The sequence below is a fragment of the Wujia chipingensis genome, from assembly GCF_014337155.1.
Taxonomy (GTDB): Bacteria; Bacillota; Clostridia; order Lachnospirales; family Lachnospiraceae; genus Coprococcus_C; species Coprococcus_C hominis.
Genome location: NZ_CP060632.1, coordinates 1,023,676 through 1,040,922, shown reverse-complemented (window position 1 = coordinate 1,040,922; position 17,247 = coordinate 1,023,676). Strand labels below are relative to the sequence as shown.

The following is a 17,247-nucleotide window of genomic DNA, read 5'->3' as shown; positions in this document are numbered from 1 at the left end:
TATCACTATCTCCTGATAAAGGAAACAGTATTTGTTGCTGTTATGTTATCGTATGTTCTTCCGGGTTCCGGAGATCCCTTTGGAACCAATATGATTTGTATACCTTCCAGTCTTTTTGCCAGTCCGGCAGTTCCGGATGCTTCTCCGTTTTTTGCCCACGACAGCCAGCCAAACGACTGTGCATGTACGCGGTAATAAATATCATAGTGTTCTGCCATCTCTCCATAGAGCGAAATCCGGATTGCTTCTAATCGTTTTGCCTGTCCGCTTGTACCGGACATTTCTCCATCATTTCTCCATGTATTCGGATCATTTTCATTTCCCTGCCATCCATAAGATTGTACATGCGTTGTGTACCTTACACCACCTGAATATGATGCGTTCGACAACTTGATATTGATTCCTTCCAACCGCTTTGCCTTGCCGCTGGTTCCGGACATCTGTCCGTTGGTTTTCCATGTCTGCCAGCCAAAGGATTGTACATGGGTCTTATACATTATATTGGCGTTATACGCATCCCCCGGAATCTGAATCGAACCATTCTGCAAAGCAACATAAGCACGGGTATTCACAGATGACGGATTCACATTCGCATACGATTGTCCTGGCGCCGATTCTCCTTTCTTCACTACAACAATCTGAATTCCTTCCAACCGCTTTCCATACCCTGCTGTTCCGGATGGTTCCCCATTTTTTGCCCATGCAAGCCAGCCGAATGACTGTGCATGTACACGATAATAAATATCATAGTTATCTTTATCTGCTCCGGTCAGACGGATTTTGATTGCTTCTAAACGTTTTGCCTCACCGCTCGTTCCGTTTTTCTCGCCATTTGCAGACCACGGCAGCCATCCATACGTCTGGCAATGTGTAGTGTACTGTACACCAAGATTCGCATTTCCGGATACACGCACCCATATATTTTCCAATCGTTTTGCTTCACCACTTGTACCTGCCATCCAGCCATTTGACATTGCCGGTTGGGAATCACCATATGTCTGGATATGCGTCTTGTAGCTGACATCTACTTGTGGAATTACCGTTGGTCTTGGTACTGTAGTTCCATATGTAAATGTACTGCTTCCACTTACCGCGCCACACTGTGAACAGCTATAATAGTACACAGCTGGCGAATCATAGGTTGCATCCGACTTTTTCGTTGTATTGCTTACTATCTTCGCCGTAAATTGATGCGGCAATTTATCACCATACGTAAACACATCTGTACCTGTTTTTCCGCACCGACTGCACTCGTAATAATATGTTGCCGGTGACGTACATGTTGCTGCACTTGCCATGTAAGCATCAGATATATGCTTTACAGAATACGCATGCCCCAATGCTTTTCCATACGAATATTGCACATCTCCCTTCTCATTACATCCACTACATGCATAGTAATATCTGGCTGATGATGAACAATTCGCTGCACTTGCAAGATATGTATCGGATATTATCTTTTTAGTATAAGAATGATCCCCTGCCGTACCATATGTATACGTTTTTGCATTTGCAGACTTATCTACTGCTCCGCATCTCGCACAACTATAATAATAAATTGCCGGCGATACGCAATTTGCCGGTTCCTTTAACGCAGCTTCCGTCTGAACTTTCTGTGTATACTGATGGTTCAGTTTGTCTCCGCTATAAAATGTTGTCGTTCCCTTCTGTCCACATCCCGCACAGCTATAATAATACGCTGCCGGCTTTTCACAGGTTGCTGCACTCGCGAAATGCGCTGTATCTACATGCTGTACCGTATAAGAATGTGCTGCCAGACTGCCAGATTCAAAAGTCTCTGTACTTAGCTTTTTACAGTTGGAACAGCTCTTGTAATATGTTGCTTTCTTCGTACACGTTGCATTGCTTTTTAATGCTCCTGTTACTGTCGGATCATTCACATATGTATGTGTAATGGTGTATGTTTTCTCAACTGATTTTGAAAAGATGCCTTTACCCGTAATCTTGCATGTACCTGTTGTTCCACTCGTCGAATGACTCACGGTATAATCTGTTCCGCTTGTCAGCTTAATGCCATTATAAGTTACTGTTGGAGCAACCGCAGATGTACTTGTTCCACATGATATAGACGTCTTCGCCAGTGTCACTACCGCATTACTGATATCTACCGATCCAGTTGCTCCTACTCGAATTGTGTAGGATCTTTTTATAGAAGGGTTGTATTTTGGGTATACAGAAATCGTAACAATTCCTGCTTTTTTCACTTTCAAAACAGCATCGTTCGGTTGTACAATACTCTTTTTGGGAGCCTCTACAATACTGTCATCTGAGCTTTCAAACATAACATCTCGATAACCGCTATCTCCATTCACATCTTTTACATAACACAAAATATTTGAACCTACTGAATTTTCAGTTGGTACACTTAGATGATAATAACTATCCGACGATTCACTATTTCTCCAACATAACAACATTGATGTCGGAGGAACAATCGTAATCGTTGCGTTACAGAAAGAGCAGACACCGGTTGCCTTGCCTGTACTGTCAGCCGTACCATAGACGTAGGAATGTGGTGCTTTTTCTATTGTTTCTTTTATGGTCATCCCGCATTTTGAACACTTGTATATGTTCTCTCCGGTTGTCTGACACGTTGGTTGAACTGTTGACTGCAATACTTTATTATGATTACAGCTCACAGTAAGACTAAATGTACAAAGTACGGTACTTCCTTTTTTGCAAGTAATCGTTGTAGTTCCGGCTTTCTTTGCAGTAACTACTCCATCCGCTGTCACGCTTGCTACTGTTGTATCAGAGGATGTGTATGTAACAGTATCAATCACCCAGAGATCAAGAGTCTCTGATCCATTTACCAGATGAACCATCGGTGTGAGTTTCTGCGTTTCTCCTAAATACTGTGTTGCTTCCCCCTTAAGATAATACTTGTTGATATATGCGTCTTTTACTTCGACTTTCTGCATAATATCTGTATGTCCTGATAAGGCAGACTGGCTTAAGCTCTGGGAAGTGCTGTTAAACTCACCCGCTAACGTATTCGGATAACCAGAGGCAGTTGTATAAAAATCCCCCAGTCCAACATAGGTATTCCTTGGATCAATCATGCTTGTATAGTGACCGGTTACGGCATCTGATGTCTGCTTTACCCAGTCAGATTTCTCGTCATACCACTGGTTAATCCCCGATACCAGATTTCCCTTATTCCAATTATACGCTAACACTTCGGCATATGTTGATACACCATTGTATTTTACAGTACTCAAGCCTTTCCCATTCAGACGGTTATGTCCACTTCCCACAAATCCGAAACACAATCCACCTTCCACCGCACGGATTCTCGCAATCCGCTCCAGATCGGTCGACCATTTGATTGGTACATAATCGGATGCCGTAAGCATCCGGTTTGAATTTCTCGGATCTGGTACATTTCCTGCCTCGCATGCTTCTTTTCTTATTTCATTAATCCGGTTCAATGCATTTTGTGCATCTACATAATACGTTCCATACACCCCGAACATCGTACATCCTGTCGATGGCGCACTTACATCCGTCTCCAGTATTGTGTACTGTGCCGCCTCTGCGATTGGCGACAGTTCCGTCATACCCATACTGAATATCATTGCAAATGCAATGATATATGCAACAAGTCTCTTCCCTCTACGTTTTTTCATTCGCCCCTCCTGTAATTTTCCCTACACCACTATATCTTTCACAAGTTTCTCTGGTTTTATTTGTCTCTGCTCAACCGTATATGCCCCAAGCAACCGTTTCTTTGCTTCTTCGAATACACCCATATCATCGATATACATATAAGCAAGCACGTCGCCTTTTCGCACTGCGTCGCCCAGATGTTTTCTGATATCCAGCCCGACACCTAGGTTGATCGTGCTGTCCTTCGTTGCACGTCCGCCGCCTAAGATGAGGTTCACCATGCCAACCTCGCTTGTGTTGCAGGCTGCCAGATATCCATCCTCTTCACAGACGATCGGAACACAGTTTGCCGCGAGCCGGAATTTGTTCACATCGTCGATGTATGTGCCATCGCCACCCTGTGCTTCCACAAACTCTTTGAACTTGGCAAGTGCCGCACCGCTCTCGATTGCTTTTTCACACTGTGCCTTCGCAGCTTCAAAATCATCGGATTTTCCTGCCGCCATATACATGTATGCCGCCAATGTGAGTGATACAGTAAGCAGGCGGTGAATACCATGCCTGTCGTAGCCCGCACAATTTTCCATCCCCGCACAATCTGCCTTGTCTGTGCGGTCCGCACCATATCCCTGTTGCGCTATATTTTCGATTGCACTATAGGCATCACACCGGCTCTGCACGTCTGTATCCCCGCTTGTGTCATATGTGAGATATGGCTTCACATCCTTCATCGACAACACCTGCACCGCCTCGATCACTTCGAGCGCATTGCCAACCTTGCAGCCGAGCGGTTCGTTCATATCCGTAATCACACCATAACACGTTCTGCCAGCAGATTTGCCGATATCAACCATGATCTGTGCCAACGCCTTTGCATCTGTTTCGTTCTTCATAAATGCGCCGCTGCCACATTTCACATCCAGCACGATTGCATCCGCACCTGCCGCAAGCTTCTTGCTCATAATCGAAGATGCAATGAGCGGCAGACTGTCGACTGTCGCCGTCACATCGCGCAGCGCATAGATCTTCTTATCTGCCGGTGCCAGATCTCCGGTCTGTCCGACAAGCGCCAACTTCATCGAATTGACGTGTTCAATAAATTCTGTCTCCGGGATACTCACACAGAAACCCGGAATCGCCTCTAACTTATCAATCGTACCGCCCGTGTGTCCAAGTCCTCTGCCGCTCATCTTCGCAACCGGTACCCCCAGACTTGCGAGGATCGGAGCCACGATAAATGTCGTCTTATCCCCGACACCTCCGGTACTGTGCTTATCGACCTTCACACCGTGGATGGCTGCAAGACTGAGCTGGTCGCCGCTTTCCGCCATCGCATGTGTCAGTGCGCAGGTCTCATCGTGCGTCATGCCTTTGTAGTAGACACACATCAGCCACGCACTCATCTGATAATCAGGGATTTCTCCCTTCGTAAACCCTTCCACGATAAAACGGATCTCATCTGCAGTATGCTCTGCGCCGTTCCGCTTCTTCATGATCATATCGTACATTCGATACATCTTACGTCACCCCCTGTGTCGTAAATACATCCTAGCGATTGTCATATCATGCTACATAATATCCTGCAGGAAACTCTTCCCAATTGCCTTTTCATCATCCACACAGCTTCCAAGCAGGTACTCCTCCACGGTCTTTCCAATATCCGCAAAAGTCGGTCTTGTGCCAAGATCCGTTCCCTGCTTCAATCCCTTTCCATACATCAGAATCGGAATATATTCCCGTGTGTGATCGGTTCCCTTAAAGGTTGGATCACAGCCGTGATCCGCATCCACGATCAAAATATCCTCGTCCGTCATCTGCGCATACAGTTTCGGCAGCCATGCATCGAATTCTTCGAGCGCATTCTTATAGCCAAGCGTATCTCTTCGATGTCCGTATTTCATATCAAAATCAACCAGATTCGTGAAGATCAGTCCCGCCGGTTCTGTCTGCATATAGTCAAGCGTCTTCTGCATGCCATCGGTATTTCCGGTCGTATGCACCGACGCACAGATGCCACTGCCATGGAAGATATCACTGATCTTACCGACTCCGCATACCCGCACGCCCGCATCTGCCAGATGCACCAGCACATTGTGTTCCGACGGTTCTAACGCATAGTCACGCCGGTTGCTCGTACGCTCGAACCCATCGCCTTTTCGTACAAATGGTCTTGCAATCACACGTCCGACGCCATGTTCACCAACCAGAATCTTTCTTGCAATCTCACACATCTCATACAATCTTGGAAGTCCGACCTTCTCCTCGGACGCCGCGATCTGGAATACCGAATCTGCCGACGTATAGACGATCGGATATCCGGTCTTCATGTGTTCCTCGCCATATTCTGCAATGATCGGAATGCCGGATGCGACCTTGTTTCCGTAGATGGCTCCACAACCGGTCTGCTCGATAAATGCATCGATAATCTCCTGTGGGAATCCATTTGGATACGTCGGGAATGCATGTTTTGTATGAATCCCAATCATCTCCCAGTGTCCGGTTGTCGTATCCTTGCCGTTGGATAACTCCTGTGCCTTTCCATACACGCCGATCACATCCTGCTTTGTTGCTGCATCGTAAAACGATGTGTTCTCAATCGCACGAAGTCCAAGCTTCGTCAGATTGTCAAATTTTGCATCTGGATATGTCTCTAAAATATGTCCAAATGTATCGGAGCCAACATCGCCGAACTTATCTGCATCCGGTTCCTCTCCGATTCCTGCACTGTCAAGTACGATCCATATTACACGTTTTGCCATATTTCACGTCCTTTCTGCAAAAGTTCTATGCTTCTGCCTTGTTTTTATTTCTGTAAATCAGGTACAGTGGTAACGCTACAAATACGACTCCACCCACGATATTTCCAAGTGTTACCGGAAGGAGGTTGTTCAGGAAGAACTTACCAACTGTCATCGAATTAAGCTGATCCGGTGTCATGCCTGCCATGATTGCCGCATTGTAGTATGCCTCACCGTGCTTTGCAAGAAGTCCGGCAGGAATGTAATACATATTTGCCACGCAGTGCTCATAGCCTGCAATAACAAACGCCCAAATTGGGAAGAAACATGCGAAGATCTTTCCAATCGCATCCTGACATACACCTGCCAGAAGCACTGCCAGACATACAAGGATGTTACACATGATTCCAGATGTAAATGCCTTCATGAAACTTAAATTCATCTTATTATAAGCCGTCTTGATCGTCGCTGCTGCAAGTGCGCCATTCCCATAATCAAGCTGTCCACAACGGTTTACCAGAACAACTACGATACACGCACCGATCAGATTCGTGATAAATACAACTACCAATACACGAATCATATCGAGAAGCCTGATCCGCTTGTCAAATACAGCAAATGACATCAGGCAGTCACCTGTGAAAAGCTCTGCGCCAATCAGCACAACAAACATCAATCCCACCGGGAATATCGCACCTGCTAATGACTTCGCAAGTCCTGTATTGCTGATTCCGTAAACTGCCGCGCTGCTGCTCGATGCACCAATCGCAATGAAAGCACCTGCCAGCATACCGAGCAATACCAGCTTTCCGAACGAAAGCTTTGTTTTTCCTTCGTATACCCCCATGTTATCTGTAATCAGATCACCGATCTTTTTCGTACCCATTTTTTCTTCCTTCCTGTGTCTTCCATTTTATAATTTTTATATTCTATCAGAAGTCAACAACCGGCTTCCGCAGAAATCTTTCTCTTAGCACGCTTACTTCAGTGCTTCATTCAGTGCTTCTGTACCCGGAAGCACAAACCTTCCATCCTCAATGATTGCCGTCTTTGTGCCATCCGGCTTCACGGCATAGATTCCTCCAATCTCCTCATATGGGATCGTGATATCGGTATGGCAGTTAAAATATGCACCTGCCCGCGCCTCCTTGTCCTCTGAATTGCGCAGTGCGGAGCACTCATTTTCCTTCGCTACGATCTCTCTACCATCGGGGTTGTACAGACGACTGTCTTCGCTGTAGCTGTAACATGTATCACCGACTGCAAAATGCGGTCCCATCTTCTCTACAATCAGAATCGGGAGCTTGTATAAGATTTCATATTTTCTTGCCATCGCATATGCCGTCGTGTTCGTACCGATCGCGAATTCACCGATTGGAAGTGTCTCATGGTGGAATAGCAGATTCTCCTTGATAAGCCGCTTGTTCTCTGCCTCATCCTCGAAGTTCTTACAGGTATAATCAGCAACCTTTCCATCCTCGAAGGTAAGCTTCAAGTCTGTGTATTTAAGTTCGTTCAAATACACCTGGCTCACATGCAGCGTTCCCTTCGTACCGTTGAGTACCGGGGAAGTAAATACTTCACCAAGCGGGATATTCACATCTGCCAGACAATTCTCGAAGTTCGTCTGTGTCTTGCGGTCGATCTTGTGCAGCATCACCTTCATGTCCGTCTGGTTGCCACCCTTGCCAAGCACCTGTACATATTCTGCATCATCGAGACAATCAATCATCGTCTGCTGGATGGATTTGTATTTCTCATTATCGAGCGTATTCACTTCCACAACTGCATCGAAGATCTCCTCGAAATCCGCACCAATCTCCGGGATTGGATATGCGATAATCGTGAAGCTGTACTGGTCATGTGGAATGTAATGATTTGTGATCTCCGCCGCCTTCGACGCATATTCCACAGACATCTTCTGCTGCTTGTCGGATAATTTCCAGACTGTCGGCTTCGTCTGCGGGCTGAACGGATCTTCGCCGAACACCTCAATGACCGCCGGACCTGCATAGACAAGCGCAGCTTCTTTCTCCTGCTCATAGGTCTGCTCCATAACTTCGAGCTTCCGCTCCATGAACGCGCGGTCGAAGAACACTGCATCATCGCCCGCATGGTCATACTCATACTGCTTGTTCGCCGGTGTCGCAGCATATCCGGTACGGATCGTTGCCTTCCGGTTCATACGGCTGACCGGATACCGGAACAGTATTGATGCCAGACCTTCTTTCTCAAACATCTGGATTGCCGCTTTCACCATGCGCTCCTGTCCGATCGCATAGCGGATATTCACAGACTTCTTCGGGCTGATATCGATCCGCATCGTCTCAAAGCCCTTGATAAAGCCCTGCACATACGTGCATGCCAGACTTTCGATCTTCTCCTCCGGAAGCTTCGCCAGATACTGCGCCATCCGAAGCTCATTTTCACCGATATATTCGCCGTACGCATACAGATAATCCGGTGTCATAAGGTCACTCTGCATGATGATATCATACGCAAAAGGATTCACGCATGTAACCGTCTCCCGGATTCTTCTTGCAACAAGCACATCCGCATAATCATACATATAGTAATAGATAGCTTCCTTGATCTCCTTCTCGTCTGGAAGCTTCTCTCCTTCGGATGCAGTAAAGATTCCATACACCTCTAAGAAAAGCTCCATCAGGGAAATCATCGCCTGCATCTCATCTTCATACGCGTACGCAATCATAGCACGGATCTCCGCGTATAACATACATAAATATTTGCCATATTCACCAAGTTTTTCCACGGCATAATCCGGGTTTGCAAAGCTTGCGTCATAATGCTCCGGCAAAATGTCTGCATATAAATTGTGATTGATCTCCTGTAATTTCGAAAGTGGAAGGTCGATCTTACCCGGCTGTGACACAATCTCGTACACGTCATACACATACAGAATAAACTCTGCCACACTGTCAAAATATGTTTTGAGATTCTTCGCACCTGCATCCATCTTCGCAAGTGTATCCCAGATTGTCTGATCCTCTTCCTTTATTTCACTGATTCGTTCTATCGCAAGCTGCATACGCTCCTGCAAATCCGCGTCGTTCATAGTTTCCTCCTACCTCGTCCAAAGACTTTAAAATCTGCCTAATAAAATGATTATGACCGGAACCACAAAGGATACGATGTTCAGCCAGATGGAGATCCGCTTGCCACGCACGCCGCCCTTCTGGGACTGTAAACCCATGCGTGCAAAGATCTCTCCAACGATCGACAGCAGCATGGCGATGATATACAATAACCCGAATACCTCCGGCACATGCCCCGCCGTCGCGATGGACACAATCACACTGACAACTTCGATAATCAGCGCGATTCCACCCATGCAGTCAGCGATAATCGTATCGCTCGCAAACGATGAATCTGTAAAATAATATCTTCGTTTCTTGAACAAACCCATAATCATTTATTTTACACAGCCAATCAGGGTGTTGATATCATCTACCCCGTTTGCCTGCATATATTCCTCAATTCCTTTTATAATCTCAACGGTTGCATATGGATTGTGGAAATTCGCCGTTCCAACTGCAACTGCGGTTGCACCAGCCATGATCATCTCCAATGCATCCTCTGTATTCATCACGCCTCCCATACCGATGATTGGCAGTTTCACGGCATTTGCCACCTGATATACCATACGCACTGCAATCGGATGGATCGCCGGGCCGGATACACCAGCCGTCTTGTTTGCAACTGCAAATGCACGGCGCTTTATATCAATCTTCATTCCGGTCAAGGTGTTAATCAGGGAAAGTGCATCACTTCCGGCTGCCTCGGCTGCCTTCGCCATCTCCGTAATATCTGTGACATTCGGAGAAAGCTTCATGATGATTGGCTGCTTCGCCTTCGCCTTAATTGCCTTCGTGATATCATACAGGGCTTTTGGATCCTGTCCAAATGCGATACCACCCTCTTTCACGTTCGGGCACGATACGTTGATCTCCAGAAGGTCAACCGGTTCATCGCCCAACCGCTCTACGACATCCAGATAATCCTCTGTGCTCTTGCCGCACACATTGACGATGATCTTCGTATCCTTCTCCTTTAAGAATGGGATATCCCGTTTCACAAATGTGTCAATTCCCGGGTTCTGCAATCCAATCGCATTCATCATGCCGCCATAAGTTTCTGCCACACGCGGTGTCGGATTCCCCGGCCACGGAACATTTGCCACGCCCTTTGTCGTTACGGCTCCAAGGAGATTTAAATCTACGAACTCGTCGTATTCCATACCGGAGCCAAATGTACCGGATGCAACAGTGATTGGATTCTTAAGCTCCACTCCTGCAATACTTACCTTTGTATTCATTATAGCTCCACCTCCTCAGCATAAAATACAGGGCCATCCTTGCATACACGCTTATTCTTCACCTGTGAATGGTCGTCAATCTCCTTCGACTTGCATACGCAGGCAAGGCAGGCACCCACACCGCATGCCATACGCTCTTCCAAGGATAACTGTGCTTCGATGCCATGCTCCAGTGCATAGCTCTGAATCGCACGAAGCATCGGTGTTGGTCCGCAGGCATAAATCTCTGTGCCCTCGATGCCGTACTCGCGAATTGCATCCATAACCGTTCCTTTGACACCGATCGTGCCGTTGTCGCTGGATTTGTATACCGTTCCGTATGGTTCAAATTCCTCGGATAAGAATTCCTCATCACGGAATCCAAGCACGATTGACTTCTCGCATGTAAGCTCTTTCGCAAGCTGCAGCATCGGTGGAATACCGATTCCGCCGCCGATCAGGATTGCCTTCTTATCCTTCTTCGTAAATCCGTTTCCAAGTGGTCCGAGTATCGTGATCGTATGATCGGAGGTGAGCATCGAGAATTCCTTTGTGCCCTTTCCTGCAATACGATATACGATCCGGAGTGTACCTGCTGCACGGTCAATCTCACACAGACTGATTGGACGTGGAAGCAGCTTGCTTCCGTCTGCGGAATACAAGTCAATAAACTGTCCCGGTACTGCCTGGCTGGCAATCTCCGGTGCCTGTATCACCATTGAATATATGTCTGTGGCGATCTCGTCCTGACGGATGATCTTCGCCTCCATCTTTATCTTTCCCATTTTCGACTCCTCTTAATTCTCTTAACGGTTTGCTCTGGCGCCGTTAATGTCGGCGATCATGTCCTTGACTGCCTGGCGGCTCGCATCTGCATATCCGGTCTCACCGAAAGATGCGTATTTGTCCTGCTTGTAAGCAGCGATGATGCCACGGGAAGAGTTGACGATCGCGCCAAGTCCATCCGGATTGAAGTAATGTACGAGATCTGCTGCCTTACCGCCCTGTGCACCGTAGCCCGGTACAAGGATGTATGTCTTCGGCATCAGCTTCCGGAGTATCTTACCCATCTCCGGATATGTCGCACCAACCACACATCCGACATTGCTATATGTATCGCCCATGCAGGCTTCACCCCACTCAACGACTTTCTCTGCAACAAGCTCGTACAATGGACGGCCATTAATAAGCTGATCCTGGAACTCGCCGGAAGATGGATTGGATGTCTTCACAAGTACGAAGATACCCTTATTGTACTGCTTGCATACATCCACAAATGGCTTCACACCATCGGTTCCAAGATATGGATTGACTGTCACGAAATCCTCATCGAATCCAGCATATTCTTTGCTTCCTACCTGCACCTTGCCAAGATGTCCGACTGCATATGCCGTTGATGTAGATCCGATGTCACCACGCTTGATGTCGCCGATGATTACAAGTCCCTTCTCCTTTGCATATGCACAGGTCTTGTGGAATGCAATGAGTCCCTCGATTCCAAACTGCTCATACATTGCGATCTGCGGTTTCACCGCCGGAATCAGATCGTAAGTTGCATCGATAATTCCTTTATTGTATTCCCAGATTGCCTCGGCTGCACCTTTTAAGGTTTCTCCATACTCAGAAAATGCTTTCTTCTGGATATACTCCGGTACATAGGAAAGCATCGGGTCTAATCCAACTACGATTGGTGCGTCCTTCTTCTCAATCTGTGCTACTAATTCGTTAATCATTTATTTGTCCTCCTAATAATTTGTGTCCTCACGGCAGATCGGCGGCGTCATCCTGAATGGAACTTCGTTCCATGGCCGCCTCCTATTGGTCTTCTATAATTGCTCCATTGTAACGAAGCTCACCATCTACGATGGTCGTCAGAACTTTTCCAACTAATGTCTGTCCGGTATATGGGGTATTGTGTCCCTTCGATTCAAACTTAATCGGATCAACGACCCATGTTTCTTCCGGATCGAAGATTACGATGTCCGCCTTCGCTCCCGGTGTCAGTCTTCCGTACTTGTCATCGATGCCGATGATCTTCGCAGGATTGTAGCTCATCTTCGTCGCCATATCCATGATATCCATAAGGCCAGGTGCTACAAGTGCCGTATACGTAAGTGCGGCAGACGTCTCTAATCCGACGATTCCAAATGGTGCCTTATCAAAGAACTGAGCCTTCTCTTCTGCGGAATGTGGTGCATGATCGGTAGAGATTGCAGGCATCGTTCCGTCTACCAGTCCTTCCACCAGTGCCTTTACATCCTTCTCTGTCCGGAGTGGCGGATTCATCTTGTAGTTGCTGTTGGCTTCCTTGATATCTGCATCCGTCAATGTGAAATGATGCGGACAAACTTCGGCTGTGACATGCGCGCCAAGCCGCTTCGCCATCCGCATAAGCTCGACCGTTCCAATTGTGGAACAATGGCAGATATGAAGCTTCGCCCCTGTCTCATGCGCAAGAAAAATATCACGCGCGGTGATGACATCCTCCACGGAATTCGGAATACCCGGCACACCGAACTTCTCGGATGCAACGCCCTCATTTAACACGCCTTTTCCAACGAGATCCTTGTCCTCGCAGTGCGCCATGATCACTGCACCAAGCTCGGCTGCCTTCTTCATCGCCTCGCGGTAGACACGGATATCCATAACACTTTTTCCATCTTCGGAAAATGCAACAGCGCCTGCCTTTAACATCGCTTCCATATCGACAAGTTCTTTTCCTTCCATCCCTTTCGTAATAGAGGAAAGCTGCTTCACATGCACATATGCATGCTCCGCACGTTGCAAAATATCCTGCAATACTTCCACGTTATCGACAACCGGTTTTGTGTTTGGCATCGCACAGACTGTCGTCACACCACCCGCGGCTGCTGCACGCGAACCGGTAATGATGTCTTCCTTGTATGTCAGTCCCGGATCACGAAAATGTACATGCAGATCAATAAAGCCCGGCATTACATATTTACCCTTTGCATCGATCACAAGATGTCCATTTTCCTGGGCTTCGTTGTAATCTGCCTGCTCGCCGCGGCTTCGCACGTAAATCTTCTTTATACAATCCTGTTCAATCAATACGTCTGCGATCTCGTGCAACCCGGTTGCAGGATCGACGACGTGACCATCAACTATGAGCATAATAATCCTCCTGTGTATTTATACTACATACATCTTATACGTCACACTTTCCTTGTATAACATGTAGAATAACCTTCGTTGTGATTCGAGTGCATCCGTACCGGAAACACGCACGGTTACACTTACTTTACTGCCTTCGTACTGCAATGCAGTCACTTCGGTTCCGAAGTCGCCAAGTACGGAAAGCATATCCTGTATAGACATCCCCTGTTCCGCCTGTGGATCGGGTGTCAGCTCGATCTTCACAGATGCATCTGTGGTGTCTCTTTCGTTTATCGCTGTCTGAACTGATCTATACTGCGTCTCAAATTCCGTATCCACATTTCCTTTTCCAAGGAAGATTCCATACTGATGATACCGCGATAATTGCATAACCTTCCGCACATACAGACGGTACAGTTTTTCCTCATCTGCATCACCGGGGAAACGTGCGTACACCTGCTTTTCGCGCTCTGGTTTGTATACGCTGTCCTGCGTTTGAAGCTTCGCTTCTGCCACATCTTCCGAGCAGCGCAGGCGATCCGTAAAATAGCGATGCATCGCATCATCCACCGCGTTGATCTGTTTTCGTATCTGATCTAATTCCATATTCTGATTTGTATTCCTTCCTGAATCCTTTTTCAAACCATAATTATTTTTTATTTTACCATAAGTCGACAAAAAAAGAAATGTTCTTGCTAGAATTTAACAGGATATCCCTGCAAAAAATTCTCATACTATCCATATATATCAAATCAATCAGAAAATGGAAGGGAATGTATTATGAATCAAACAGAGCACGCAGAAACAACCGTATATCTTTCCCTCGATGCAAGCACGATGGTTGCGTCCAAGCAGGTACACATTGAAGATATTGCTTCCGTCTTTTGCAGCCAGCCGGATATCATGCACGACGTGAAAAAAATCAAGCTGTTTACATTTCGTGACAACGAGCAGGGGCAATTAGTCGTCAATGCCCTTGCAATCATTGGAGAAATTCTGAAATACGATAAATCCGTGACTGTCCAGAATATTGGCAGCCAGGAATGCGTCGTCTACTATCGGAACTTAAGCGACGGACACAAACGAACCGGAAAAATAAAAGCCGCATTTCTGATGCTGCTCGCCTTTTTCGGAACCGCCTATTCGATCATGTCCTACAACGGGGACGTCGGTGCCATTGATCTGCTGCAGGATCTGTATCAGATGTTTACTGGAACGCAGGCAAGTGCAACCACTGCCGGATATCGATTTGGCATTCTGTTTTACTGTGTCGGGCTGTTCTTCGGTATGCTGCTCTTCTTCAATCACGGTCTGAACCACAAGAAAGCCGATGATCCGACACCGCTGCAGGTACAGATGCGATTATATGAGCGGGATGTCAACGATGCAATCGTTGTAGACAGCGCACGGGAGGGAACGAGTCTCGATGTTGATTAAAACGATTGCTTACTGTTTCTTTTGTATCTGTGCCGGAAGTGCTGTTTCCGCTGGTTTTGTCGCATTTATCACGATGCTTGGTATCTTCGATAAACTGGCAGAGCAGATGAAATCCGGCAAAGGTGTCCACCGGATTGAAGCTTTGATCATCGCCGGTGTCACGATTGGAAATGCTGCGTATCTGTTCGGACTCCGGATTCCGATCGGGCTGGCAGGATTCAGCATCTTCAATCTGTTTGGCGGCATTTTTATCGGGTGTCTCGCCGGTGCTTTAGCAGAAACCTTACAGGTCATGCCAATTCTATCCCGCCGTTTGGGCGTGCGGACATGGCTCCCTTATGTGATTGCCGCGGCTGCCATCGGAAAAGCACTCGGCTGCGCCTGGCAGATTCTGTTTTTCCCTTCTTAAATTATAGCGAAAGGAGTTATCTCTATGAAAGTAAAGCAAAACGACCAGGAATATAACCGTTACGTCGAAGCGATCACGCCGAAACACAGTTGTTTCAAAAACTGCCTGCACGCCTTTCTCGTTGGCGGCTGTATCTGTCTGCTCGGGCAGGTGATCTTCAACGTATGTACGACGCAGTTTCATTATGAGGAGGCAGACGCAATGAGCGTCTGTTCGATCCTGCTTGTATTTCTCTCCGTCCTGCTTACGGGGTTAAACCTCTACAAACCACTCGCGAAATATGGCGGTGCCGGTGCTCTGGTTCCGATTACCGGATTTGCGAATTCCGTTGCCGCCCCAACGATCGAATACAAAAAAGAGGGTGAAGTGTTCGGAAAAGGTGTCAAAGTGTTCACGATTGCCGGACCTGTTATCTTATTCGGTGTCGTAGTAAGCTTTGTCGCCGGTTTCATCTATTGGATTTTCAAACTACTGTAATAACAGATTATCCAGAAAGGAGTTATTATGAATCAGAATGAACAAGAAAAAACAAATCAGGCTGTCGGAAAACAGACCATACGCTTTGCCTGTCCACCAGCAATTTTAAGCCGTGCCTCAATCGTCGGTGACATGGAAGGGCAGGGACCTCTCGCCTCCTATTTCGACCAGATTGAGCCAGATCCTGCCTTCGGCATGGACTCGTGGGAAGAAGGCGAATCCGAAATGGTGCGCCGCGCAGTACAGACTGCCATCACGAAATCCGGCATCGCCAAGGAGAATATCCGCTATATCTTCGGTGGCGATCTGCTTGGACAGTTGATCGGTTCTACATTCGGTCTGAAAGATTTTCAGATACCTATCTTCGGTCTGTATGGTGCCTGCTCCACCTGTGGCGAAGCATTGTCACTTGCAGCTATGACTGTCAATGCAGGCTATGCCTCGCATGTCATTGCTGTGACAAGCAGTCACTTCGGTGGTGCAGAAAAACAGTTCCGGTTTCCACTGGAATACGGAAACCAGCGCCCACTCTCTTCTACCTGGACAGTCACTGGAAGCGGCGCATTCCTTGTATCTGCAACCAGTCCAGATCAGCCGATGAAAGAATACCCTCGCATCACTTCTGTGACAACCGGAAAAATCGTTGATTACGGCGTACGGGACAACATGAACATGGGCGCCTGTATGGCACCTGCCGCAGCAGATGTCATCTACCAATGTCTCGAAGATCTCGCCGTCAAGCCATCGCATTTTGATAAAATCATCACTGGCGATCTTGGAAAAGTCGGCAGTGAAATTCTGATAAAACTGTTACGGGATAACGACTACGACATTGAGAAACAGCATATGGACTGCGGCGTCTGTATCTTCGACAACGAGGAACAGGATACCCACAGTGGCGGCAGTGGCTGCGGCTGTGCAGCTGTCACACTTGCCGGCTATATTCTGCATCAATTAGAATCAAACGAATGGAAACGCGTGTTATTCGTCCCTACCGGAGCATTGCTTTCTACAGTCAGCTTCAACGAGGGACAGACGATCCCCGGCGTCGCGCACGCCGTTGTCATCGAACACATCGAATAATACACGCATCCGCGTGCTTCATTATATCTTAGATTGGAGGA

Annotated in this window: 15 protein-coding genes; 4 read left to right on the top strand and 11 right to left on the bottom strand. The window is 47.1% G+C overall.

The annotated features are described in order from the left end of the window. Window positions 1-5 precede the first annotated feature (5 nt). From H9Q76_RS04970 to H9Q76_RS04920, 11 genes are all read right to left on the bottom strand, one after another. Window positions 6-3,650: a CAP domain-containing protein gene (locus H9Q76_RS04970; RefSeq protein WP_249321770.1), complete on the bottom strand. Its 3,645-nt coding sequence runs from the start codon at window positions 3,648-3,650 to the stop codon at window positions 6-8. Between the two features lie 21 nt (window positions 3,651-3,671). After that, entirely contained in the window at window positions 3,672-5,147 is a 1,476-nt protein-coding gene (locus H9Q76_RS04965) for a thymidine phosphorylase (protein ID WP_117780962.1), read from the bottom strand. A gap of 51 nt (window positions 5,148-5,198) precedes the next feature. Continuing rightward, window positions 5,199-6,389 (bottom strand): phosphopentomutase, encoded by a 1,191-nt coding sequence (locus H9Q76_RS04960; protein ID WP_118734019.1) that lies wholly within the window; start codon window positions 6,387-6,389, stop codon window positions 5,199-5,201. Between the two features lie 25 nt (window positions 6,390-6,414). Continuing rightward, on the bottom strand, window positions 6,415-7,254 hold the full coding sequence (locus tag H9Q76_RS04955) for a formate/nitrite transporter family protein (protein WP_117780964.1): 840 nt from the start codon (window positions 7,252-7,254) through the stop codon (window positions 6,415-6,417). Between the two features lie 93 nt (window positions 7,255-7,347). Further along, entirely contained in the window at window positions 7,348-9,444 is a 2,097-nt protein-coding gene (locus tag H9Q76_RS04950) for an aminopeptidase (RefSeq protein WP_249321769.1), read from the bottom strand. A 27-nt stretch (window positions 9,445-9,471) separates the two neighbouring features. After that, window positions 9,472-9,801 carry a hypothetical protein gene (locus H9Q76_RS04945; RefSeq protein ID WP_177983952.1) on the bottom strand — a complete coding sequence of 110 codons (330 nt, stop codon included), beginning with the start codon at window positions 9,799-9,801 and terminating at the stop codon, window positions 9,472-9,474. Beyond that, the gene (locus H9Q76_RS04940; RefSeq protein WP_249321768.1) at window positions 9,802-10,704 is read right to left on the bottom strand and encodes a dihydroorotate dehydrogenase; all 903 of its coding nucleotides are present in this window, start codon (window positions 10,702-10,704) and stop codon (window positions 9,802-9,804) included. Further along, entirely contained in the window at window positions 10,704-11,468 is a 765-nt protein-coding gene (locus tag H9Q76_RS04935) for a dihydroorotate dehydrogenase electron transfer subunit (RefSeq protein ID WP_249321767.1), read from the bottom strand. The genes H9Q76_RS04940 and H9Q76_RS04935 overlap by 1 nt, the downstream gene beginning before the upstream one ends. Window positions 11,469-11,489: 21 nt before the next feature. After that, window positions 11,490-12,416: an orotidine-5'-phosphate decarboxylase gene (pyrF, locus tag H9Q76_RS04930; protein WP_249321766.1), complete on the bottom strand. Its 927-nt coding sequence runs from the start codon at window positions 12,414-12,416 to the stop codon at window positions 11,490-11,492. An 82-nt stretch (window positions 12,417-12,498) separates the two neighbouring features. Beyond that, window positions 12,499-13,824 carry a dihydroorotase gene (locus H9Q76_RS04925; RefSeq protein ID WP_118545119.1) on the bottom strand — a complete coding sequence of 442 codons (1,326 nt, stop codon included), beginning with the start codon at window positions 13,822-13,824 and terminating at the stop codon, window positions 12,499-12,501. A gap of 12 nt (window positions 13,825-13,836) precedes the next feature. Then, window positions 13,837-14,406, bottom strand: a complete 570-nt coding sequence (locus H9Q76_RS04920) for a chorismate mutase (RefSeq protein ID WP_249321765.1) — start codon at window positions 14,404-14,406, stop codon at window positions 13,837-13,839. Between the two features lie 174 nt (window positions 14,407-14,580). On the opposite strand from H9Q76_RS04920, the gene H9Q76_RS04915 reads away from it, so the two are divergent. The 4 genes from H9Q76_RS04915 to spoVAD are packed head-to-tail and all read left to right on the top strand — an operon-like array spanning window position 14,581 to window position 17,206. After that, window positions 14,581-15,237, top strand: coding sequence for a stage V sporulation protein AA (locus H9Q76_RS04915; protein WP_021984964.1), 657 nt, complete (start codon window positions 14,581-14,583; stop codon window positions 15,235-15,237). After that, on the top strand, window positions 15,227-15,646 hold the full coding sequence (locus H9Q76_RS04910) for a stage V sporulation protein AB (protein ID WP_021984965.1): 420 nt from the start codon (window positions 15,227-15,229) through the stop codon (window positions 15,644-15,646). Before H9Q76_RS04915 ends, H9Q76_RS04910 begins: the two co-directional genes overlap by 11 nt. A 24-nt stretch (window positions 15,647-15,670) precedes the next feature. Next, on the top strand, window positions 15,671-16,123 hold the full coding sequence (spoVAC, locus tag H9Q76_RS04905) for a stage V sporulation protein AC (RefSeq protein ID WP_021984966.1): 453 nt from the start codon (window positions 15,671-15,673) through the stop codon (window positions 16,121-16,123). Window positions 16,124-16,150: 27 nt separating this feature from the next. After that, window positions 16,151-17,206, top strand: coding sequence for a stage V sporulation protein AD (gene spoVAD / locus H9Q76_RS04900; RefSeq protein ID WP_249321764.1), 1,056 nt, complete (start codon window positions 16,151-16,153; stop codon window positions 17,204-17,206). The last annotated feature ends 41 nt before the right edge of the window (window positions 17,207-17,247 follow it).